Here is a 21,263-nt window from a genome sequence, read left to right as displayed (position 1 = left end):
GGCCTCCGTCACTTGTGGAACTTCGGTCCGGAAGGATTGTTCGAGCCGTGGATATTGCTGTGGCAAGTCAGGCAACCGCGCCCGATCAGCCGCTCGTCCGGATGCGGGCCGGTGCCGAGTCCGGCCGCGCTCTGCAGATCGTTCGGATGCAGCGTCATGGTGTGGCACTGCTGGCACAGCATCGGGATCGGTGCGACCAGCAGGGTCTGCTGGTTGGAGCCATGCGCGTCGTGGCAGTTGAGGCAGTTCGCGCGCACCGGCGCGTGCTCGAACAGGAACGGCCCGCGCTTCTCGGCGTGGCAGGTGTAGCAGGTCTCGTTGACCGTGTCGGTCTTCAGCAGCGGCTTGGTGATCGAGCCGTGCGGGTTGTGGCAATCGGTGCAGGCCATCTGCCCTTCCGGCAGCGGCATGTGCGAGCGGCGGTTGAACTTGGCGCGGATGTCCTGATGGCAGGTCGCGCAGACTTCGTTGATCGACGACTTCGCCAGCACGCCTTCGGGCGACAGCCGCGCCATCGGGTTGTGGCAGTCGGTGCAGGACAGCCCGCGGTTCTGGTGGATCGAGCCGATCCAGTGCTGGCGCGCGCCGCCGGCATGGCAGGCCAGGCACACCCCGGCCTGGACTTGCGGCGAGGTTTTCGCATCGTGGGTGAAGGCGATGATCAGCCCCGGCGCGGTGGGGTCCTTGGCATGCTCGGAACCCGGGCCGTGGCAACTTTCGCAGGCCGCCTGCGGGCCGCTGTTCGCCGCGCCGGCACGGAACGAGGCGACGTGCAGCGTGTGCGAGGCCTGCATGTTTTCCTGCGCGTGGCAGGCCACGCAACTCTTCGCGCCGATCGCGTCGGCCTGCGGCGCCAGCGGATTGGCCGGAATGGACGCGGCATCGAATGGCGTGGCCGGGCTGTCGCTTGCCGGCGGCAGGTGCGGATGGTTCGCCTGCGCCGCGCCCGCGCCCATGTCGGTGGCCGGCAACATCTTCGCGATGTCGCTCTGGCTGAGTGCGCTGGACGGGCTGTGCGTGGAATCCGTCGCCGTGGGGGTGGTCGCCTGCTGGGCCTGTGCGCCCCAGGAACCCGACAGGACGCCACCGGCACCCAATACCACGCACAGCAAGGCGGCAGGAAACAACGAAGTCACACGCATGGCTTGGCGCCCCTTGGCTAGCGTGAACAAACCGCAATCGGCCGACGGCGCCCCTGCCCGGTACAACTCCCTGGCGACCGGCCTTGTCCCAAACCGGAGTATTCACCCGGAAGTGAAAGATTGTTAAGCCTTTTTGATTGCGTTAAATGTCCATGATCACAGAACAATTCCCGGTGATTGTGCGTCGCAACAAGACATTGCGCCGCATCGCGCTAGCCTGACCCCGGCCGCAAGGACACGCCATGCAGGACCTCAACGACATTTACTACTTCGTGCAGGTGGTGGAGCTGGGTTCGTTCACTGCCGCCAGCAAGGCACTGGGCGTGGCCAAGTCGCAGCTGAGCTTCCGGGTGGCGCGGCTGGAGGCCAGCCTCGGCGTGCGGTTGATCCAGCGCACCACGCGACGCTCGCACGTCAGCGAGATCGGCCAGCGCTACTACGAACAATGCCGGCAGCTGCTGGCCGCCGCCGAGCAGACCCAGCGCGTCATCGACGAAGCCCAGGCCGCGCCGCGCGGGCGCATCCACGTGGCCTGCCCGGTGCTGTTCGCGCAATTGCTGCTGGCGCCGATCCTGGTCGACTTCCTGCGGCGCCATCCCGAGGTGCAGGTCGACCTCGACATCTGCCATCACCAGGTCGACGTGATCGCCGGCGGCTACGACATCGCGTTCCGCGTGCACGATTCGCTCAAGGATTCCAGCCTGGTCATGCGCAGCTACGGCATGGACCCGCAGGTGCTGGTGGCCAGCCCCGAACTGTTGCGGCGCCAAGGCCAGCCGACCCAGCCGCTGGAGCTCAAGCGTCTTTCCAGCGTGGGGCTGATCAGCGCGGAAGGGCGGCACTTCTGGCACCTGCAGGCCGCCGACGGCCGCACCCAGCAAGTGGAACACCACCCCAGCCTGACCAGCGACGACCTGCAGGTGCTGTACCAGGCGGTGATCGGCGGCGTCGGCGCGGCGCAGCTGCCGCAGTTCGTCTGCCGCGAACCGATTGCCGAAGGCCGGCTGGTGCCGCTGCTGCCGGCATGGTCGCTGCCGGCGGGCAACGTGCACGCGGTGTACCCCTCACGCCACGGCCACACCCCGGCGCTGCGCAGCTTCATCGAGTTCGTGGCGCAGCGCATGCCGCAGGTACTGCGCCGCACGCAGCAGGGCGTGCTGGCCGAAACCGTGAAACCCGCACCGGCAGGCCTGATCGTCGGCTGAAACCGGGGCGGCTACGCACCCAGCCAGCGCGCCGCACCGCGACCGGCGATCAGGCCGCTGGCGAAACAGGCGGTCAGCAGGTAGCCGCCGGTGGGCGCCTCCCAGTCCAGCATCTCGCCGGCACAGAACACGCCGGGACGGGCGCGCAGCATCAGGTTTTCATCCAGCACTTCCAGCCGCACGCCGCCGGCCGTGCTGATCGCCTCGGCAACCGGCCGCGGCGCGCGCAGGCGCAGCGGCAAGGCCTTGAGCCGCGCCGCCAGCGCCAGCGGATCGGCCAGGGTGGGCTTGTCGGTGAGCTCGAACACCAGCGCGCACTTCGCCGCGTCCAGCCCGGCACGGCGGCGCAGCCAGTCGCCGATGCTGTGCTTGCCGCGCGGTGCGGCGAGGCGCTCGGTGAGTGCCGCTTCGCTGTAACCGGGGACCAGGTCCAGCTGCAGCAGCGCCTCGCCACGTTCGCGGATCTGCTCGCGCAGCTCGGCGCCGATCGCATAGATCAGGCTGCCCTCGATGCCGTATTCACTGAGCACGAATTCGCCCTGGCGCGAGTGGGCCACACCATGACGGTCGACCCAGTGCGCCACCACCGGTTTCAGTGGCGCGCCGGCGAAGCGGCTGGAAAGGTGCTCGCTCCACGCCAGCTCGAAGCCGCAGTTCGCCGGCTGCAGCGGCGCCACGTCGACCCCGGCCTGCTGCAGCGGCACCACCCAGGCGCCGTCGGAACCCAGCTGCGGCCAGCTGGCGCCGCCAAGCGCCAGCACCACCGCACCGGCCGGCACCGCGCGTTCGCCCTGCGGCGTGGCGAAGTGCAGCGTGTCGTGCGCCTGCCAGCCCAGCCAGCGATGGTGCATATGGAACGTCACGCCGGACTCGCGCAGGCGACGCAGCCAACCGCGCAGCAGGGGCGCCGCCTTCAGGTCGGCGGGAAACACCCGGCCGGAACTGCCGGCAAAGGTCTCCACGCCCAGTCCGCGCGCCCAGGTGCGCAGCGCATCCGCGTCGAACGCATCGAGCCAGCGACCCACCTCGTCACGGCGCGCGCCGTAGCGCTCGACGAAACGCGCGCGGGGTTCGCCGTGGGTGAGGTTGAGGCCACCCTTGCCGGCCAACAGGAATTTCCGCCCGACCGAGCCCTTCGCGTCGTACAGGTCGACCGCCACGCCAGCCGCGCACGCAGCCTCGGCCGCCATCAGTCCCGCCGGGCCGCCGCCGATGATCGCCAGTCGGGGAAAGGCTGTCCGGGTCATCCGCGCATGGTCGCATGTCGCCTGTGCGGAATGAACCGGCGGCTTCACCGCCATGGGCGAGTGAGCCACCGATCGCACCGCCATGTCATGCATGTCCACTGGATCCAGGGCACGCCATCGAGCATTTCAGGATGAATCAGACATGACCGGACACGGCCGCCGCAAACTGAAATGCCAGGAACGGAATGTGGTGTATCGAGCAATATCTTTCGGGGCGCCCATAATAATATCGTTCCAAACGTAACTAATTGCGCCAATAAATATCCACGTCCGACAGATAAATGCGCCGCAAGGATGCCGTCGACGCAGATCATGATAATGCCATTTTTGCGCGATTTTTTCCCTTGAAAGCCGGATACATTGCGCAATTCTCGCCGTACGGGCGGCGTCGCCAGGCCACTTGCCGGCGCATCTCCCGCGGCTCATGCGCTTATTCGAAAATCGCAGACATTTACGACATTCGGGCCTTTTCATAATCCGTAAATTGTGTGATGGCAGTCACCGGTTCCCTGAAAAAATCCTATTGACGATTTTCAGTCGACAACCCTACCGTCAACCAGTTCGCCAATGGGGATCTTGACGAATGATCCCGTGATGACATCACGCCACCGGCGTTTATTTATCCGGCGGCAAAACAAACCTGCGCGACAACCCGGAGGGATTGAAGGGGGAGGGTTGATCGCAGTCCGCACGGGATCGCTGGGCAATCCAAAAACCAATCGCGTCGTGCCTGTCCGCGACGCTCATTCCATGAGGTCCACGCGGCCCCAGCGGCTTCGTTCGCCTCGAAAAAACCTTTTGGGAGCTATAAATGCCAAGTCATTTCCGTCTCACGCTGCTGACCGCCGCCATCGGCATGGCCGCCATCGCGTCGGCCAACGCCACGTCGGCAAACAGCCAGGCCTTCGTCGCACTGAACCAGCACGCCACCCAACTGCGCCAGGGTGACGTGGTCAGCGGCCCGCTGGCGACCTCGCAACCGATCCACATCGAGGTGGCGCTGAAACTGCGCAATCCGGACCAGCTGCATACCTTCCTGGCCACGGCCAAGACTTCGACCCTGCCGATGGTGCAGCACAGGCTGTCGAACCAGCAGTTCGTCGCCAATTATTCGCCGACCGCGGACCAGGCGAACAAGGTGGCCGCCTGGCTGACCTCGGCCGGCTTCACCAACGTCCATATCGCGCCGAATCGCCTGATGGTCTCGGCGGATGGCCGCGCGGATACCGCGCAGGCCGCGTTCAAGACCAGCTTCGCCAAGGTCCGCACCAAGGAAGGCCGCATGGCCTTCATGAACAACAGCGGCGTGCAGATTCCGGCCGCGCTGCAGGACAGCGTGCTGTCGGTGATCGGCCTGCAGAACGTGCACCAGGCGCACACCTTCGCCAAGCCCATGCAGGCTGGCTTCACCACCCAGGCGGTGACCGGGCACAACCCGACCGAGTTTTCCTCGATCTACGGCGGCAACGGCGTGGCAACGGCCGCCGGCGTGCCGGTGGGCATCGTCACCCAGGGCAAGATCACCCAGACCATCACCGACCTGAACACGTTCACCTCGCAGAACGGCCTGCCCACGGTCACCACCCAGACCGTCAACACCAACGGCACCAGCACCGATACCAGCGGCCTGGGCGAGTGGAGCCTGGACAGCCAGGACGTCGTCGGCATGGCCGGCGGCCAGGTCGGCAGCCTGATCTTCTACAACATCCCGACCCTGTCCAACGCCGACCTCACCGCCGACTTCAACACCATCGTCAACGCCAACGCCACCAAGATCATCAACGTGTCGCTGGGCGAGTGCGAGACCAGCGCGCAGGGCGACGGATCGGCCGCGGCGCAGGACCAGATCTTCCAGCAGGCGGTGGCGCAGGGGCAGACCTTCTCGATCTCCACCGGCGATTCCGGTGCCGACGAGTGCGGCAATGGCGGCGTCACGCCGAGCTGGCCAGCCGCGTCGCAGTACGTGGTCGCGGTGGGCGGCACCACGCTAAACGCCTCCACCACCACCTGGAACAGCGCCACCGTGTGGGTCAGCGGCGGCGGCAGCTCCAGCACGTTCGAGCCGCAGCCGAGTTGGCAGAACGGCGTGGCCCCGGGCAGCACGCGCGGCCTGCCGGACATTGCCTATGACGCCGATCCCAACTCGGGCTCGAAGATCATCGTCAACGGTGCCACCCAGCAGTATGGCGGCACCAGCCTCTCCGCTCCGCTGTTTGCCGGCGCCTGGGCGCGCGTCATCGCCATCAAGGGCTCCAGCGTGGGCTTTGCCGCACCGCTGCTGTACCAGTTGGCGGGCACCGATTTCCACGACATTACCTCGGGCAACAACGGCGGCGAGACTGCCGGCGTCGGCTATGACCTGGCCAGCGGCCGGGGCGAGCTGATCATCAGCGCGGCCGCCAGCGATATCGGTGGCGGTTCGCCGCCGGCCAACGTGCCGCCGGTCGCCAATTTCAGCGACTCGATCAGCGGCCTGACCGTGAACTTCACCGACAGCTCCACCGACAGCGACGGCACCATCGCCTCGCGCTCGTGGAACTTCGGCGACGGCAGCACCTCGACCGCGACCAACCCCAGCCACACCTACGCCGCCGCCGGTACCTACAGCGTGTCGCTGACGGTGACCGACAACGGCGGCGCGACCAACACCAAGACGCAGTCGGTGACGGTCTCCAGCGGCGGCTCGTCGCAGCTGCTCGGCAACACCGGCTTCGAGAGCGGCACAGCCTCGCCGTGGACCATCAGCACCGGCGTGTTGTGCAGCAACAGCACCTGTGCGGGTGAAGTCGCTCATGCCGGCAGCTGGTTCACCTGGCTGGACGGCTATGGCACAACCCATACCGACACGGTGTCGCAGGCGGTGGCCATTCCGAGCGGCAAGACCTCGGCGACCTTGTCGTACAACCTGCACATCAACACCTCGGAAACCACGACAACGACGGCCTACGACAAGCTGAAGGTGCAGGTGTTCAACAGTTCGGGCACCCTGCTCAAGACGCTGGTGACCTACTCGAACCTCAACGCCAACTCGGGTTACACGGTGCACACGAACAGCCTCGCCGCGTACATCGGCCAGACGGTGACGCTCAAGTTCACCGGCACGGAAGATTCTTCGCTGCAGACGTCGTTCGTGCTGGACGACATCACTTTGACTGTGCAGTAAATCCGGGAGGCCTGGCGGCTTGCACAAAGCAAGCCGCCGCCAAGTCATCCCAGCGAAAAGCCCGGCCGCAAGACCGGGCTTTTTTCATCGCCGGCAGAGGACGACAGCACACGCTGTGCAAACGAAGCCTGACGCCCACAACCGCTTGGGTGCAGGGCACCCGCGCGACCTGCGCACGCACCCACAACCCGAGCGCGGCCGAAGCTGCCGGAGCCTGCACAGGCGTTGTATCGTGCGTCCTTCCCCGCTGAAGGATGCGAACGATGCTTCGAGCCATGCCAGTCCTTTTCTTCTTGCTGCTGGCTGCGGCCGGCGCCAGCCAGGCAGCGACCGTCGCGCCGTCCGAGCAACCGGCGCTGCACGCACTGGCCAACGCGCCGAGCGAAGCGGAACTGCGCGCGACGATCACCCGACTGGTCGGTTTCGGCACCCGCCACACGCTCTCCGACACGAAGTCCGATACCCGCGGCATCGGCGCCGCGCGGCGCTGGGTGAAGTCGCGCTTCGAGGCGATCTCGCACGATTGCGGCGGTTGCATCGAGGTGGTGACGCCGTCGCAGAAGTTCAGTGGCAAGCGCGCGCCGCAGCCGACCGAGGTGATGGACGTGGTCGCGATCAAGCGCGGCAAGCGCGATCCGAACCGGGTGATCGTGATGACCGGCCACCTCGACTCGCGCGTCACCGACGTGATGAACGCCACCAGCGATGCGCCCGGCGCAAACGACGACGCTTCCGGCGTCGCCGCCCTGATCGAGGCGGCGCGACTGCTGTCGAAGCAGGACAACGACGCCACCCTGGTATTCGCCGCCCTGTCCGGCGAGGAGCAAGGTTTGTACGGCGGCAAGGTGCTGGCCGACTACGCGGTCGCGCACGGCTGGCAGGTCGAGGCGCAGCTCAACAACGACATCGTGGGCAACAGCCAGGGCCAGAACGGGGTGATCGACAACACCCGCGTGCGCGTGTTCTCCGAAGGCACCAAGAGCAACGAGACGGCGGCCCAGGCGGACTACCGCCGCTACCACGGCGGCGAGGTGGATTCGCCCTCGCGCAACCTCGCCCGCTACATCGACCGCCTCGCCGACAGCTACCTGCCCGACTTCCAGGTGCGCATGGTCTACCGCACCGACCGCTATGGCCGCGGCGGCGATCAGGTGCCGTTCCTCGAAGCGGGGTATCCCGCCGTGCGGGTCACCGAGGCGCACGAGAACTACACCCGGCAGCACCAGGACCTGCGCAGCGAGGGCGGTGTGCACTACGGTGACACCATCGACGGCATCGACTTCCGCTACCTCGCCCGCGTCACCGCATTGAACGCCATCACCATGGCCGCGCTGAGCCGCGCGCCGGCGCCGCCGACCGGCGTCGACAGCCAGGGCGCCGTGGCCACCGACACCACGCTGAGCTGGCACAAAGTGCCCGCTGCCGCCGGCTATCGTGTGCACTGGCGCGATACCACCGCGGCGCAATGGCAGCATCAGCGCGCGGTCGGCGATGTCGACCACGCGGTGCTGCAGGACGTGGTGATCGACGACTGGTTCTTCGGCGTGTCGTCGGTCTCGGCCGACGGCTACGAGAGCCCGGTGGTGTTCCCCGGCGACGCCGGCAGCTTCGAGCGTTCGCCGGCAGCGGCATCGAGCAGCGCCGGTCGCTGAAGCGGCGCCGGCAGTACCGCGCCCGGAGCCTATTCGAAGTCGCGCTGGAACAGCGCCAGTTCCGGCCGGTGCAGGCTGAAGCCCTGTACCCGGTTCACCCCCAGCGCCGTCAGCGCCTGCACGGTCTCCGCGTCGGTCACCCATTCGGCAACCACTTCCAGGCCGAGCCGGTGGCCGATGTCGGTGACTGCCCTGACCATCAGGTGGCTGACCGGGTCGGTGAGCATGTCGCGCACGAAGCTGCCGTCGATCTTGATGATGTCCAGCGGCAGGTTCTTCAAATAGGTGAACGAGGACATGCCGGCGCCGAAATCGTCCAGCGCGATGCGGCAGCCGGCCGCACGCAGGCGCTCCATGAAGCGCACCACCTGCGACAGGTTGCGCACCGCCACGGTCTCGGTGATCTCGAAGCACACGCGCGACGGCTCCACCCGGTAACGGTGCAGCAGCTCGATGATCAGATCGGCCAGTTCCTCGTCCTCGACGCTGGCGCCGGACAGGTTGATCGCCACCATGCGCAGCACGCCGCCGGTCGGGTGCAGCCGGTCGAAGTTGGCCAGCGTGGTCTCGATCACCCAGCGGTCGACCACCGGCATCAGGCCGTAGCGCTCGGCCGCGGGCATGAACACGCCGGGCATCACCAGTTGGCCGGACTCTTCGCGGAAGCGCAGCAGCACCTCGATGTCGGGCTGGCCGCCGGCAGCCAGCGGCAGCGGCCAGATCTCCTGGTAGGTCAGCATCAGGCGATGCTCGTCGACCGCCCAGCGCAGCCGGTTCGCCCATTCCATCTCGCTGTGCCGGCGCACCGTCTCGTCATCGCTTTGGGAATAGAAATGCACGCGGTTGCGGCCGAGTTCCTTGGCCATGTAGCAGGCGGTATCGGCCTGCGCCAGCAGGTCCTTCACTAGGATGCCGGGGCGATCGATCGCGACGCCGCCGATGCTGGCGCTGACCATGTAGCTGCGCTGCTCCCAGATGAACACGTAACCGTCGATGCAGCGGCGCACGCGCTCGGCAATCCGTTCGGCACCCGCGCGGTCGGCCACGTCGGTCACCAGCACGCCAAACTCGTCGCCGCCGAGCCGGGCCAGCACATCGGTGCCACCCAGCTGCTTGCGCATCACGATCGCCAGCTGGGCCAGCAGCTGGTCGCCGGCGAGGTGGCCGGAGGTATCGTTGATCAGCTTGAACTGATCAAGATCGATGTACAGCAGCACGGCCAACGGCGTGCCGATGGCGGTCGCCGCCAGCGCACCGTGCAGGCGGCGCTCGAACTCGCGCCGGTTGTACAGCTCGGTCAGCGCGTCGTGGCTGGCCTGGTGGCTCAGCAGCTCAGTCAGCTGGCGTTGTTCGCTGATGTCGCTGGCCACCATCAGCAGCTTGTCACGCCCGCTCAGCAGTACCCGCGAGATCGCCACGCTGGCCCAGAAGCGGACGCCCTCATCGTTGTGCAGTACCGCCTCGATCCGGCTGCAACCGCGGGTATCGGCATCCTGCAGCTGTGCGCGCAGGTCCTGGTCCTCGAACAGGTCGGGCAGCTGCCGTTCGGTCACGCGTTCGCCGAGGCGGTCGCGCGAGGCCTGGTTCGCGTAGGTGACCTGCCCGCCATCGACCTCGGCCAGCAGCACCAGCGCCGGCAGCAATTCGTTCAATGCACGGAAGCGCTCCTCGCTCTCGCGGTAGCGGCGGCTCATCCGCCAGCCCAGCGCAAGCGCACGCTGGCGGGTGCTCACGACGGAATACACTAATAGCGCCAGCAGCAGGCTCACCAGCAGGCCGGCGGGCAAGGTGGACTGGCGCCAGTCGATTGCGGCCGGGCCGGCATCACGCGACCGCATCGACACGTTCCACACCCGCCCGCCATAGGCCAGCCGGCGCTCGAACCGGTACCCGTCCGGCGCCATCGCCGCGCCCGGACTCGAATCGAACAGCGGCAACACGTGCCGGACATCGGTGACGTCGCTGAGACGCAGGTTCAATTCGCGGGTCACCTGGTCCGGCAATGCGCTGCCGATCAGGCTGCTCACCCGGAACGACACCGCAATCGAGCCGCGCATGCGCTGCCGCCGCTCGTCGACTGTTTGCGGCGACCTCCCCGAGCTGAATACCGGCAACCGCAGCGTGATGCCGTCATCCGCTGCCGCGGCGACGAGCTGCTGCACCGGGCGGAACGGCGCCGACAAGGTTGCCCGGTCGCTGTCGCGCGAAGCCAGCAGGCCGGCGAGATTGTTCGGCTGTGCGCCCACATCGAGCCCGACCACCGCCCCGTTCCCCTCTATCGGCTCGACCCAGCGGGTCATGTAATGCCAGCCATCGGGACCCGGTTCACGCTGCGCATAGGCCAGCGCAAGCAGGCTGGGGAACTGCTCGCGGGGGCGCAGGTTGGTATAGAAGTTGTTGAACTCGGTCGCGGTCACCTCATCCGAGGCGAGGAACAGGGTCTGCACTGCGCGCAGCATCGACTCCGCCGAGTGCAACTTGGTCTGCAGCGCCGCATAGGCCTTGTTGGCCAGCTCGTCGCGGACGAAGGTCTGCTCCACCTCCCGCCGCTGCTTCTGCTGATGGTATACGGCCAGCGCCAGTGCCAACCCCGACAGCAAGGCGAGCATGCCCCACAGCCAGGCCGTCAGCCGCCATGGCGAGGGCATCGAAACCACGACATCGGGTTCGCCGCGGCCGTCCATCGCCGCCAGACGGAATTCGTCGAAATCCTCTCTCTCTGACAAGGGATCCACCACGCGGTGTCGTGACTGCCGATGGTACACAACTGCGATGTGGTTGCACCGCCACCCAGGTCGCGATGCCCACCGACGACTCACCGCCGCTCGCGCGGCTTCGCCCGGTGCGTCGGCGTGGCGGTCCACGGATCGTCCGGCCACGGATGGCGCGGGTAGCGACCCTTCAATTCCTTCTTCACTTCCGGGTAGGTGCGTTCCCAGAAACCCTTCAGGTCCTGGGTCACCTGGACCGGCCGGCCGGCCGGCGACAGCAGATGCAGGGTCACTGGGATGCGCCCGCCACCGACGCGCGGGGTGTCGGCCAGGCCGAACAGTTCCTGCAGCTTCACCGCCAGCACCGGCGGCTCGCCTTCGGCGTACTCGAGGCGACGGCTCTGCCCGCTCGGCACGACCAGGCTTTCCGGTGCCTGCGCGTCGAGCATGCGTCGCTGCTCGTAGTCGAGCCGCGACGTCAGCGCTTGCGACAAGTCCTCCGCGCCCAGCGCATCGAGCCGGTGCCGGCCATCGAGATGCGGCGCCAGCCAATCCTCCAGTGAGGCGAGCAGCGCTGCGTCGGAAACATCCGGCAAACCCAGTTCGGGCATCCACGCGCGCAGCGCCTGCATGCGCGCGCGCAAGCGCCTGGCGTGATCGCTCCACGGCAATGCGTCCAGGCCTCTGGCGCGCACGGCGGCAAGCAGCGCGGGCAATGCATCGGCGGGTTTCACTGGCACGCTGCGGCGTTCCAGCACGATCGCGCCGAAACGCCGTTCGTCGAACGCCTCGGCGGCGCCACGCTCGTCGTTCCAGCGCAGCGTGCGTTCGCGCGAGAACTGCGCGGGATAGTCGCGTTCGAGCACGCGTGGATCGAGCGGCGCGGCGGCCAGGATCAGGCTGTCGCGCGCCTCGAAGCGCAGGTCCAGCGCGACCAGCCACGGTTCGCCCAGCAGCGCGGTGTTCTCGTGCAGGCGTGCGCCGCGGCCGTTGGCCAGCGTGTAGCGCAGCGGGTTGCTGTCGTCGCGACGCGCGACGCGGTCGGGGAACGCATGCAGCAGCAGCTCGCCGACCGCGTGGCTGTCCGGCACGCCGCTGGCAGCGGTGCGCACGTCCAGGCGTCGGCGCCAGCCCTTGCTGCTCTGCTCGATCGCCGCCAGTGCACCGCCGTCGACGTCACCGCGCAAGGACGGACCGCGCCGGTCGCGCCACGCGTGCAGCGCGGTCACGCGCACGCGGAAGTCGTCGTTGTACGCGTCACTGCCGCGCAGCGGCGAGCGCGCGTCCATCAGCGCGAGCAGGTCGGCAACCAGCGGGCGCAGTTCGGCGGGTGCGCGCAACGCCGCTGCCGCCAGCCGCGGGCTGGTGCCCAGTTCCAGCATGCGCCGGCCCAGTGCGGTGATGCGGCCATCGTCATCCAGTGCGGCCAGCGCGATCAGCAGTTCGCGCGCCTGCGCGAGCGCGCCGGACGGCGGCGGGTCGAGCCAGCGCAGGGCGTCGCCGTCGTTTGCGCTGACGCCCCAGCCCGCCAGCTCCAGCGCCAGGCCGGACAATTCGGCCTGGTTGATTTCCGCGCTGCGCGCCGGCTCCAGCCGTTTGCTTTGCGGCCACAGCCGATACGCCGTACCCGCCGCCACACGGCCGGCGCGACCGGCGCGCTGGTCGGCCGAGGCCTGCGAGATGCTGACGGTCTGCAGGCGGGTGAAGCCGGAGTTCGGATCGAAGCGCGGCTCGCGCGCGAGCCCGCTGTCGACCACCGCGCGAATGCCCGGCAGGGTGACGCTGGACTCGGCCACGTTGGTGGCCAGCACGATGCGGCGCAGGCCCGGCTCGGCCGGTGCCAGCGCGGCCTGCTGTTCGGCCAGCGAAAGCTCGCCATGCAGCGCAAGCACTTCGACATCGTCGCGGCTCAGGGTTTGCCGCAACACGCTTTGCACACGCGCGATCTCGCGGCGACCGGGCAGGAAGGCCAGCACGTCGCCGTCGTTCTCTTCCAGCGCCTGCCGCGCGACGCGGGCCAGCTGATGCTCGACGGTCTCCTGGGTGCGCGCCGGCGGGTGCTCGATGCGCACCGGAAAACTGCGGCCGGGGCTGCTGATGCGCGGCGCATCCAGCCACGCCGCGATGCGCTCGCCGTCCAGCGTGGCGGACATCAGCAGCAGGCGCAGGTCCGGCCGCAGCGTGGCCTGCACGTCCAGCGCCAGCGCGGCGCCGAGGTCGCCGGCGAGATGCCGTTCGTGGAACTCGTCGAACACGATCGCGCCGATCCCGGCCAGCTCCGGATCGTGCTGGATCAGGCGGGTGAGGATGCCTTCGGTGACCACCTCGATGCGCGTTGCCGCGCTCACCTTCGCCTCGAAGCGGATGCGGTAGCCGACGGTCTGCCCGACCGCTTCGCCGAGCTGCTGCGCCATGAACTGCGCGGCGGCGCGCGCGGCGATCCGGCGCGGCTCCAGCATCACGATCTTCTGCCCGGCCAGCCACGCCGCGTCGAGCAGGGCCAGCGGCACCTGGGTGGTCTTGCCGGCGCCCGGCGGCGCCTCCAGCACCAGCCGCGGCTGCGCCGCCAGCGACGCACGGATCTGCGGCAGCAGCGGGGTGATCGGGAACGAAGGCGGCGCACTGCTCATCGCCCGCATGATAGCGGGCGCCACCATGCGCCCGCCCTGATCGATCAGAACATCACTTGGGCTTCGTGCCGGCAGCGGCCGGTGCGCGCAGCGGCTCCAGCGATTCGAACTTGCTCTGGTAGTCGTCGGTGATCTGCTTCGCATCCGCGCCGCCGCGAATCACCCGCGGCGTGATCAGCACGATCAGCTCGGTGCGGTTGCGGCTGCGGTTGGTGCTGCCGAACAGCCGGCCCAGCACCGGGACGCGGTTGAGCCCCGGGATGCCGGTGTCGGTGTTGCCCTCGGCCTGCTGGATCAGGCCGCCCAGCAGCACGGTCTGGCCGCTCTGCACGGCAACCTGGGTGGCCAGCTTGCGCTGCGAGATGGCCGGGTTGCCGTTGACCAACGGCACCGACTTGTCGGCCTGGCTGACCTCCTGGCTGATGTTCATGTAGACCAGGCCACCGGGATTGATCCGCGGCTGCACGTTGAGGATCACGCCGGTGCTCAGGTAGTTGACCTGGCTGTAGCTGGTGGTGGTGCCGATGCCGGTGTTCACGCTGGTCTGGTTGATCGGGATCTGGTTGCCGACCGCGATGCTGGCCACCTGGTTGTTCATCACCACCATCGACGGCGCCGACAGCGTCTTGGTGTTGCCGCTGGTCTCCATCGCGCGCACGGCGACCTGCAGGTTGCTGTTGAGGAAGGAATAGAAGAACGGCTCGCCACCGAACGCGTTGCCGCCCTGGCCCAGGCCGATCTGGCGATGCCGGTATGGCTGGCCCGGCACGATGTTGCCGCTGCTGTCGGTGGTGCTGCCGGTCAGCCCTTCCAGATACCACTGCACGCCGAACTGGAATTCGCCGGTGAGATTGACCTCGAGGATGCGCGTCTCGATCTGCACCTGCAGCGGCACGTTGTCGAGCTTGTTGATCGCGCCCTTGATCTCCTCCCACTGCGAGGGTCGCGCGCGCACCAGCAGCTGGTTGCTGCCGTCGACCGAACTGATCCGCACGCTTCCGTCGCTGGAGCTGTACTGCTGCTCGCTGGCCGCGCCGGCGCCGCCGCCGGCCGCAGTGGTGCCGAAGCCGGTCGAACTGCTGCCGAAGCCGCCGCCGGCCACGGCGCCGCCCTCGCGGCCACTGCCGGCGCCGACGCCGAACCCGCTGCCTGCGCTGGTGTTGACCTGGCCAGCGTTGCGCGACGCGTCGGCCGGGCTGCCGAAGCCGCCGGCGGTGCTGCCCATGCTGGTCGCGCCGGCGTTGTCGGCGCTGCCCAACGTGGCGCCGACCAGGCCCGGCCCGACCTGGCCGCCATTGTCGCCGCCGCTGCCGGCGCCGGCGCCGTTGGTATAGATCTGCGCCAGGTATCTCGCCAGGTCCGACGCCTTGATGTTGCGCACGTCGTAGACGAACAGCTGCGGCTCGTTGCCGCCGCCGCGGTCGATGCGGGCGATCCAGTCACCGACTTCCTGCAGGTACTCAGGCTGGGTGCTGATCACCACCAGCGCGTTGGTGCGCTCGATCGGGATGAAGCGCAGCATGCCGGCCAGCGGGGTGTCGCCGTGCACGCCGAACATGCCGTCCAGCTTCGGCATCAGCTCGCCCACGTTCGCGTACTGCAGGTTGAACACGCCCACCGACATGCCGCGCAGCCAGTCGACGTCGAACGTGCGCACCATGCTCTGGTAGTTGGCCAGTTCCTGCGGCGTGCCGGACATCACCAGCAGGTTGCGCGCCGGATCCACCAGCAAGATGGCGTCAGGTCGCGCGAACGGCTTGATCAGTTTCTGCATCTCGCTGGCGGAGATGTAGCGCAGCGGGAACAACCGCGCCTGCAGGCCGCCCTGCGGCGCGGCGGCGCCGAGGCTGGGCACCAGGTTGCCGGCTACCGCGTCCTTCTGCGGCATCACCACGTAGCCGCCGTCGCGATGCACCAGCGCGTTGCCGGTCCATGACAGCAGGGTTTCCAGGATCGGCAGCGCCTGGCTCGAATCGACCGGCTCGGCGGTGGAGAACGAGATGTTGCCCTGCACGCCGGGCACGATCGTGTAGTTCTGCTTGAGCAGGTCGCCGAGGATCGCCTTGACCACCGCCTGCACCGGCTGGTTCTCGAAGTTGAACGTCACCGCGCCGTTGCCGCTGGCCGCCGGTCGCGGCGTGGCCAGCGCGCCCGGGCGGATGAACTGGCCGCTGCCGTGGCTGACCTCGGCAGTCGCCGCGCCCGCCCCGCGGCGGCCGCTCTCGTTGTTCAACGGCAGCGGTGCCGGCGCCGGCTTTTGCGTGCCGGCCATCGCCTCGCGCTGCAATGCGCCGTCGTCATGCGGCTGCGGCAGGCTGGCGCAACCGGCCAGGCCCGCCACGAGGGCAAGCATGGCGGTGCGCAGGATTTTCTGGGTGAGCGTGCGGGACATGGGTCAACGTACTCCTTCGTGGGCCGCGGCGGCGCGGGCGGCCCGACGTTTCTGGATGTTCTGGCGCAGCCGCTCGGCGGCCGATTCCCTGGCAGACCCCGGCGCGGCCGCCGGGACGGGTTGCACCGGCACGATCGTGGCGCGACCGGAGCCGGCGGTCTCACCCGCCGGCGGCGCCCCGGCGTCGCCCGGCGCGACCTGCATCGCCGCCTCGCCGGCCGGCTGGTCGCGTGCGTCCGGCCCGGCTCGCGGCTGATCGATCGGCGTGCCGGCCGGCAGTTTCAGTTCGGTGCGCCCCGCCGCCGAATCGAACAGCGCCGAGCGCGGACGCAGCTCGACCAGCTTCACGCTGCCGTCGGGCAGGGCCTCGCCTTCGCGCAGGCGCACCTGCTTGTCGCCATTGCGATCGTGCAGCAAGGCCATGCGCAGGTCGGGGGTGAGGATGATGCCGGTCAGCTCGAGATCGCCGAGGTTGCTGCCGCCGTCGGCGGCGCGCGCGACCGGCTTGCGGTCGGGGCTGAACAACGGCTTCTGCCAGACCAGCGCGAACTGCTGCAACGGCACCGGCTGCGGCAGGTTGGCCGGGTTGCCGGCCGGCGGCAGCGGCGCCAGCGAGCGCGGCTCGTCCCACTGCGCACCGCGGCCGATGCCGGCCAGCAGCAACAGCAGCACGCCACCCAGCAGCACCACCAACACGACCAGCCACGGGGTCAGCTGACGCTGGTTGGCGGCGTTCATGGCGCGGCTCCCGCGGCATCGGGCGAACGGCCGGACGGGGCCGGCGCGGTGCGCGCCGGGCGCACGTAGCCGGACAGGGTGAACTGCACTTCCAGCGGCACGGCACTGTCCTGCTGCGCGGCGACCGGGTTGCGATAGATGCTGAGGTCGTCGACGAACAGGTACGGCGTGCCCTGCTCCAGTGCCTGCAGCACCGCCGCCAGCGGCTCGACGTCGCAGCTCAGACTGATGCTCACCGCCGCCTTGCGATACGGCTCGCCGGCGGTGGCCGGCGGATTCGGCAGCGGCATCTTCTGGCTCACCACGCAACGCCCGCCGGTGGTGTTGCCGGCGACCACGTCGACCACGCGTTGCATCAGGTCCGCGGCGGCGGTGTTCGGATCGGCGGCGGCAAGGAACGCGCTGCTGGCGGCCTGGCCGGCGCCGAGCGCGGCGATGCGCTGCTGCAATGCCGGCTTCTCCGCGATCGCGGCGGCGTAGCGGCTGTGCGTGTCGCGCAGGTCGGCCATCTCGCTGCGCACCTGCTGCAGCGGCGCCACGAACCACCAGTGCAACAGCACGAAGTAGGCCAGCCCCAGCGCCAGAAGCAACAGCAGGATCGCCGCGATGCGGCTGTCGCGCGGGCTCAGGGCGGTCATCTTCATGGCGCACTCCCGCCGGTCGCCGGAGTCGTTGTGGGCGGCTTCGGCTGGTTCACGCGCGCGGTCAGGTAGAAGCGCTCCTTGCCGGTGGTCGGGTCGGGCTGGATGCTGCCCTGGAAGCTGGCGTCGGTGATCAGCTTCGAATCCTTCAGCGCGTCGAGCAGTTTCGCGGCCTGCTGGCTCTGCCCTTGGAAACCGACCTGGCCGGTGTTGTCGACGCTGAAACGTTCCAGCCATGCACTGTCCGGCAGGCGCGCGGTGACGTCCTGCAGCAGGCTGAGCATGGCCACCGTGTTCTTCTTGCGCTGGGCCAGGAAGCCGGCGGCACCGGCGTTGTCCTGCAGTTGCTGGCGCAGCGCGGCCACCTGCTGCGCCTCGCCGCGCATCGCCTCGACCTCGGCCTGCATCTGCGCCAGCGCCACCTGCCGGTTGTGCAGCCATTCGCCCAGCACCAAGACCAGCAACAGCACGCACGCGGCCGCCAGGATCAGGTTCAGCCGGCGGCGCGGACGCGCGCGATGCGGCACCTGCTCCGCTGGCAGCAGGTTGACGCCGAGACGGCCATCGCCCACCGCCAGGTCCACCGCGTCGACCGCGATGTCCTGCGCGCGCAGACGCGCCAGCAACGGGTCCAGCGTGTCCCGGGTGACCACCACCAGCTCCGCGTTGAAGCGGCCCGGCGCGACCGGCGTGCCCAGTTCGCGTGCGGCGTAGTACACCTGCGCCACGCTGAACGGGGTCTGCCGGTCCATCTCGAAACCGGCCACCTGCGGCAGGTTGTCGCGCGCGGCCAGCGGCAGCGCCAGCGTGCGCCGCAGCACCAGCGCCGGCGGCAGCAGCAGCGCCAGTCGCAGATCCTCACGGTCCACGCGCTGCAAGGCGGCGTTCAGCGCGAGCGGCGGAACGCGCACGCCATCGGCAGCCAGGTCGGCGCCGTCGTCCCAGGTCGCCAGCACCTCGCCGTGGCCGCTGCGGCGCAGGCTCCACTGCGCACCGGCGTGCTGCAGCAGATGCCAGTCCGCGCCGCTGCCAAACCAGCCGCGCCAGCGCGGCGGCAGCATGCCGCGCAACTCACTGCCCCACCAGCCGAGGAATCCCGGCAGCGGCGAGGCACGCCAGCCGCGGCGTACATGATCCACCCACGGCTGCAGCGACTGCGTTGCCGTACTCATTCTGCCTCACCCTCCCGCCAGCGCAGCACGGTATACGGTTGCGCCTGCCCCGCCTGCAGGCGAACCGTGGCGCGCAGGACCGCGCGCGTGCCGTCGGCCAGCGTTGCCTCGGACTGGATACTATGCGTCGTTCCGTTGTTCAGAACCAGCCGCGGATCGTCCGCATTCCGCTGCCGCGCCGCCTCGACCATCTTGCGCTGCTCCGGCGTCATTCCCGGGATCGCGGCCAGCGCCAACGGCGGCGCCGTGTTCGGGTCCGGGCTGGCGCCGCCCGCCCAGATCGTCACCGCCGGCGCCACCTGCCGGTACAGCGCCGGCGTCATGCCCAGCACCAACTGCAATTCCTCGACGCTGGCGAACGGGCCGTTGCGCGGACCGTAATCGCGCCCGTCCGCCACGTAGGCGGCACGCTGGCTGGCCGCCTCCCCTTCGAGGCCGACCGGGTTGCGCCAGTCGACCACGCGGTCGGCCAGGGCCTGCGCCTGGTCCGGCTTCAGCCCGGCGGCCTGGAACAGGCCGAGCAGCACGTCGGGCGAGGCGGCGTTGAGATCGACCTTGCCGCCTTCGTCGATCGCACGCACGCTGATCGTGGCGTCGTCGTAGCGGAACGTGTAGACCCGGCCATCGGCAACCCAGCGCTGTCCCTGCTGTGGGCTCTGCAAGCTGAAGACGGCGCGCATCAGGCCGGCCTCGGCGGCGTAGTGCGCCTGGGTCTGGGCGAACTGGTAGCGTGCCTGCAAGCCTTCGGTGCGCGCCAGCGCGGCGTAGCCGCCGAGCAGGATCGCCAGCAGCGTGCACGCCCACAGCACCAGCAGCAGGGCAACCCCGCGCTGGCTGGCCGGTGACCGTCGCGACCCACGCTTCATCGCAGGCTCCCGCCGCGCATGCCCAGTTGCGGCAGGCCGGCCTGCGCCGGATTCACCCGCAGCGGCACGTCCAGTTGCGGCCAATCCACCGAGCCCGGCAGCTGCAGTTCGACGCGCACCAACTGCGGCAGCAGACGGCCGTCGGCCCACGCCGGCGACCACGGCAGCGCTGCGCCCTGCTGATCGACGCCGCGATAGTTGAAGCTGCCGGCCTTGATATGGTCCAGCAATACCTGCGGCTCGCCCAGCGGTTGCGGCGGCTGGCCGTCCGGCGGCAACAGGGCCAGGCTCAATTCCAGCCGCAGCCCACCATGGCCGTCGTCGACCAGTTGCAGCCGCTGCAACTGCGGCCCCAGTTTGCCGAGGTAACCGGGCAGCGGTGCCACGTAACGCATCTCGCGCGCGCTGCCCTCGAAATAGATCGGCTCACCGTGCTCGGTGTGGCTGATCGGCTGGGGCAGGCTTTGCGCCAGTTCGCGGCGCAGGAACTGCTGGGCCGAGCGCACCTGGTCGATCCGCTCGATCGCCGCGGTGCCCGAACGCACGCTGTGGGTGGCGGTGCGGATGCCCGAGTACACCCCGACCAGCAGCAACGCCAGCAACACCAGCGCGGCAAGCACTTCCAGCAAGGTGAAGCCGGCGGCGCGTTTCACGGGGACGCCTGCGCATCGTTGGCAAGCACCGGCCCGCCCAGCCGCAACGTGCGGAAATGCGCCGAACGCGGATGCGCCGGCGGCCCCCATGACACGGCCAGGTCCAGCTGATACAGCTGCAACGGCGCGCCCGGCAACGCCGGCCCGGCCTGGTTCCATGGGGTCACGTCGAGTTGCCAGCGGTACTGCGGATTGAAGCGGCCGGAGCGGCGGCCTGGCCTGACGGGTTCACCCACGAACGCGCTGTCGAGCAGGCTGCGCGCCCACATTGCCGCCTCGCTGTGTTCGGCCGCGTTGTGAGTCAGGTTGATCGAAGCGCCGGCCACCTTCATCAGCGCGGTGAACGCGATCGCCAGCAGCATGATCGCGGCGATTACTTCGAGCAGGCTGAAGCCCCGCTGCGGGCGCGCGCCGTTCATCGCTGCGCCACCGTGTCGACCACGCGCACTTCGCCGGTCAGCCATGACACGTTGACGTGCCACTCGCGCTGGCCGCTGTGCAAGGTGATGCGCCCGCCGGTGGAGCTGCCGTCGGGAAAGAAGCGGATGCGCCCGGTGTGGTCGTTCGGCTGGTCTTCCTTCGCACTGGTGATGCTCACGCGCAGGCCCTTGGGCAAGGCCACGTCCTGCCGCTTCGCGCCGTCGTAGCTGTTCGCGCGGGTGTCCACGTCGAAGTGCTGTTCCTCGCCGCGCACGATCGCCTGCGCGCGGGTGGCCCGCAATGCGCCGGCCAGTTCGCCACTGGCCGCGCGCACGCGTGCACTGGCCAGGCCCTGCGTCACCGACACCGACACCGCCGCCACGGCAATACCGATCAGCAAGATCACCGCCAGCATCTCCAGCAGGGTGAAGCCGTTGGCGCGTCGCGCTCGCATGACTTACTGCCAGTTCCCCACGTCCTTGCTGTAGCCGTCGCCGCCCGGCTTGCCGTCCTGGCCGTAGAAGATCAAGTCGAAGCTGCCGTTCTGGCCCGGGTACTGGTAGCCAAACGCGTGGCCCCACGGGTCCTTCAGGTCGGACGCTTTCGCGTACGGGCCTTGCCAGTTCGGCGC

At 69.0% G+C, this 21,263-nt stretch carries 16 protein-coding genes; 3 read left to right on the top strand and 13 right to left on the bottom strand.

Features of this window, described 5'->3' with window-relative positions; translation table 11 throughout:
* Positions 1–8: 8 nt before the first annotated feature.
* Positions 9–1,142 carry a DmsE family decaheme c-type cytochrome gene (locus tag ABD024_RS15480; protein WP_343855097.1) on the bottom strand — a complete coding sequence of 378 codons (1,134 nt, stop codon included), beginning with the start codon at positions 1,140–1,142 and terminating at the stop codon, positions 9–11.
* A 242-nt stretch (positions 1,143–1,384) separates the two neighbouring features.
* Here ABD024_RS15480 and ABD024_RS15475 point away from each other — a divergent pair, with 242 nt between their 5' ends.
* Positions 1,385–2,347 carry a LysR substrate-binding domain-containing protein gene (locus ABD024_RS15475; RefSeq protein ID WP_343855093.1) on the top strand — a complete coding sequence of 321 codons (963 nt, stop codon included), beginning with the start codon at positions 1,385–1,387 and terminating at the stop codon, positions 2,345–2,347.
* A gap of 11 nt (positions 2,348–2,358) precedes the next feature.
* On the opposite strand, the gene ABD024_RS15470 is transcribed toward ABD024_RS15475, so the two are convergent.
* Positions 2,359–3,594 carry a TIGR03862 family flavoprotein gene (locus ABD024_RS15470; protein ID WP_343855089.1) on the bottom strand — a complete coding sequence of 412 codons (1,236 nt, stop codon included), beginning with the start codon at positions 3,592–3,594 and terminating at the stop codon, positions 2,359–2,361.
* An 811-nt stretch (positions 3,595–4,405) separates the two neighbouring features.
* Between ABD024_RS15470 and ABD024_RS15465 the strand changes: the two genes are divergently transcribed.
* Together ABD024_RS15465 and ABD024_RS15460 are read left to right on the top strand one after the other, a co-directional pair.
* Positions 4,406–6,757: a protease pro-enzyme activation domain-containing protein gene (locus ABD024_RS15465; RefSeq protein WP_343855086.1), complete on the top strand. Its 2,352-nt coding sequence runs from the start codon at positions 4,406–4,408 to the stop codon at positions 6,755–6,757.
* 275 nt (positions 6,758–7,032) lie between these two features.
* Complete coding sequence (locus ABD024_RS15460; protein ID WP_343855083.1) at positions 7,033–8,409, top strand: M20/M25/M40 family metallo-hydrolase; 1,377 nt, start codon at positions 7,033–7,035, stop codon at positions 8,407–8,409.
* A gap of 29 nt (positions 8,410–8,438) precedes the next feature.
* Here the strand turns inward: ABD024_RS15460 and ABD024_RS15455 are convergent, their stop codons facing one another.
* The 11 genes from ABD024_RS15455 to ABD024_RS15405 form a co-directional block, all read right to left on the bottom strand.
* Positions 8,439–11,093 (bottom strand): bifunctional diguanylate cyclase/phosphodiesterase, encoded by a 2,655-nt coding sequence (locus ABD024_RS15455; RefSeq protein ID WP_425543170.1) that lies wholly within the window; start codon positions 11,091–11,093, stop codon positions 8,439–8,441.
* Between the two features lie 131 nt (positions 11,094–11,224).
* Positions 11,225–13,777, bottom strand: coding sequence for an ATP-dependent helicase HrpB (hrpB, locus tag ABD024_RS15450; RefSeq protein WP_425543166.1), 2,553 nt, complete (start codon positions 13,775–13,777; stop codon positions 11,225–11,227).
* Positions 13,778–13,802: 25 nt separating this feature from the next.
* Positions 13,803–16,142, bottom strand: coding sequence for a type II secretion system secretin GspD (gene gspD / locus ABD024_RS15445; protein ID WP_343855074.1), 2,340 nt, complete (start codon positions 16,140–16,142; stop codon positions 13,803–13,805).
* Between the two features lie 3 nt (positions 16,143–16,145).
* Positions 16,146–16,880 carry a hypothetical protein gene (locus ABD024_RS15440; protein WP_343855070.1) on the bottom strand — a complete coding sequence of 245 codons (735 nt, stop codon included), beginning with the start codon at positions 16,878–16,880 and terminating at the stop codon, positions 16,146–16,148.
* Positions 16,877–17,524 carry a type II secretion system protein GspM gene (gspM, locus tag ABD024_RS15435; protein WP_343855066.1) on the bottom strand — a complete coding sequence of 216 codons (648 nt, stop codon included), beginning with the start codon at positions 17,522–17,524 and terminating at the stop codon, positions 16,877–16,879. Before gspM ends, ABD024_RS15440 begins: the two co-directional genes overlap by 4 nt.
* Entirely contained in the window at positions 17,521–18,693 is a 1,173-nt protein-coding gene (locus ABD024_RS15430; RefSeq protein ID WP_343855062.1) for a PilN domain-containing protein, read from the bottom strand. The genes gspM and ABD024_RS15430 overlap by 4 nt, the downstream gene beginning before the upstream one ends.
* Positions 18,690–19,559 (bottom strand): type II secretion system minor pseudopilin, encoded by an 870-nt coding sequence (locus tag ABD024_RS15425; RefSeq protein WP_343855057.1) that lies wholly within the window; start codon positions 19,557–19,559, stop codon positions 18,690–18,692. The genes ABD024_RS15430 and ABD024_RS15425 overlap by 4 nt, the downstream gene beginning before the upstream one ends.
* Positions 19,556–20,212, bottom strand: a complete 657-nt coding sequence (locus tag ABD024_RS15420) for a prepilin-type N-terminal cleavage/methylation domain-containing protein (protein WP_343855052.1) — start codon at positions 20,210–20,212, stop codon at positions 19,556–19,558. Before ABD024_RS15420 ends, ABD024_RS15425 begins: the two co-directional genes overlap by 4 nt.
* Entirely contained in the window at positions 20,209–20,631 is a 423-nt protein-coding gene (locus ABD024_RS15415; protein ID WP_343855048.1) for a type IV pilus modification PilV family protein, read from the bottom strand. Before ABD024_RS15415 ends, ABD024_RS15420 begins: the two co-directional genes overlap by 4 nt.
* Entirely contained in the window at positions 20,628–21,086 is a 459-nt protein-coding gene (locus tag ABD024_RS15410) for a GspH/FimT family pseudopilin (protein WP_343855044.1), read from the bottom strand. The genes ABD024_RS15415 and ABD024_RS15410 overlap by 4 nt, the downstream gene beginning before the upstream one ends.
* A gap of 3 nt (positions 21,087–21,089) precedes the next feature.
* A partial coding sequence (locus tag ABD024_RS15405; RefSeq protein WP_425543169.1) for a type II secretion system protein GspG occupies positions 21,090–21,263 on the bottom strand: 174 nt, incomplete at its 5' end.

Source organism: Rhodanobacter soli (assembly GCF_039523495.1).
GTDB lineage: Bacteria > Pseudomonadota > Gammaproteobacteria > Xanthomonadales > Rhodanobacteraceae > Rhodanobacter > Rhodanobacter soli.
Note: the sequence above shows the minus strand (reverse complement) of the source record. Positions and strands in the feature narration are given on the sequence as shown.

Bases quoted from the DNA above. Each gene is read 5' to 3' on its own strand.
- gspD (WP_343855074.1), bottom strand. From the start codon at position 16,142: ATGTCCCGCACGCTCACCCAGAAAATCCTGCGCACCGCCATGCTTGCC.
- ABD024_RS15465 (WP_343855086.1), top strand. From the start codon at position 4,406: ATGCCAAGTCATTTCCGTCTCACGCTGCTGACCGCCGCCATCGGCATG.
- ABD024_RS15425 (WP_343855057.1), bottom strand. From the start codon at position 19,559: ATGAAGCGTGGGTCGCGACGGTCACCGGCCAGCCAGCGCGGGGTTGCC.
- hrpB (WP_425543166.1), bottom strand. From the start codon at position 13,777: ATGGTGGCGCCCGCTATCATGCGGGCGATGAGCAGTGCGCCGCCTTCG.
- gspM (WP_343855066.1), bottom strand. From the start codon at position 17,524: ATGAAGATGACCGCCCTGAGCCCGCGCGACAGCCGCATCGCGGCGATC.
- ABD024_RS15415 (WP_343855048.1), bottom strand. From the start codon at position 20,631: ATGAACGGCGCGCGCCCGCAGCGGGGCTTCAGCCTGCTCGAAGTAATC.
- ABD024_RS15475 (WP_343855093.1), top strand. From the start codon at position 1,385: ATGCAGGACCTCAACGACATTTACTACTTCGTGCAGGTGGTGGAGCTG.
- ABD024_RS15430 (WP_343855062.1), bottom strand. From the start codon at position 18,693: ATGAGTACGGCAACGCAGTCGCTGCAGCCGTGGGTGGATCATGTACGC.
- ABD024_RS15455 (WP_425543170.1), bottom strand. From the start codon at position 11,093: ATGGACGGCCGCGGCGAACCCGATGTCGTGGTTTCGATGCCCTCGCCA.
- ABD024_RS15410 (WP_343855044.1), bottom strand. From the start codon at position 21,086: ATGCGAGCGCGACGCGCCAACGGCTTCACCCTGCTGGAGATGCTGGCG.
- ABD024_RS15440 (WP_343855070.1), bottom strand. From the start codon at position 16,880: ATGAACGCCGCCAACCAGCGTCAGCTGACCCCGTGGCTGGTCGTGTTG.
- ABD024_RS15480 (WP_343855097.1), bottom strand. From the start codon at position 1,142: ATGCGTGTGACTTCGTTGTTTCCTGCCGCCTTGCTGTGCGTGGTATTG.
- ABD024_RS15470 (WP_343855089.1), bottom strand. From the start codon at position 3,594: ATGACCCGGACAGCCTTTCCCCGACTGGCGATCATCGGCGGCGGCCCG.
- ABD024_RS15460 (WP_343855083.1), top strand. From the start codon at position 7,033: ATGCCAGTCCTTTTCTTCTTGCTGCTGGCTGCGGCCGGCGCCAGCCAG.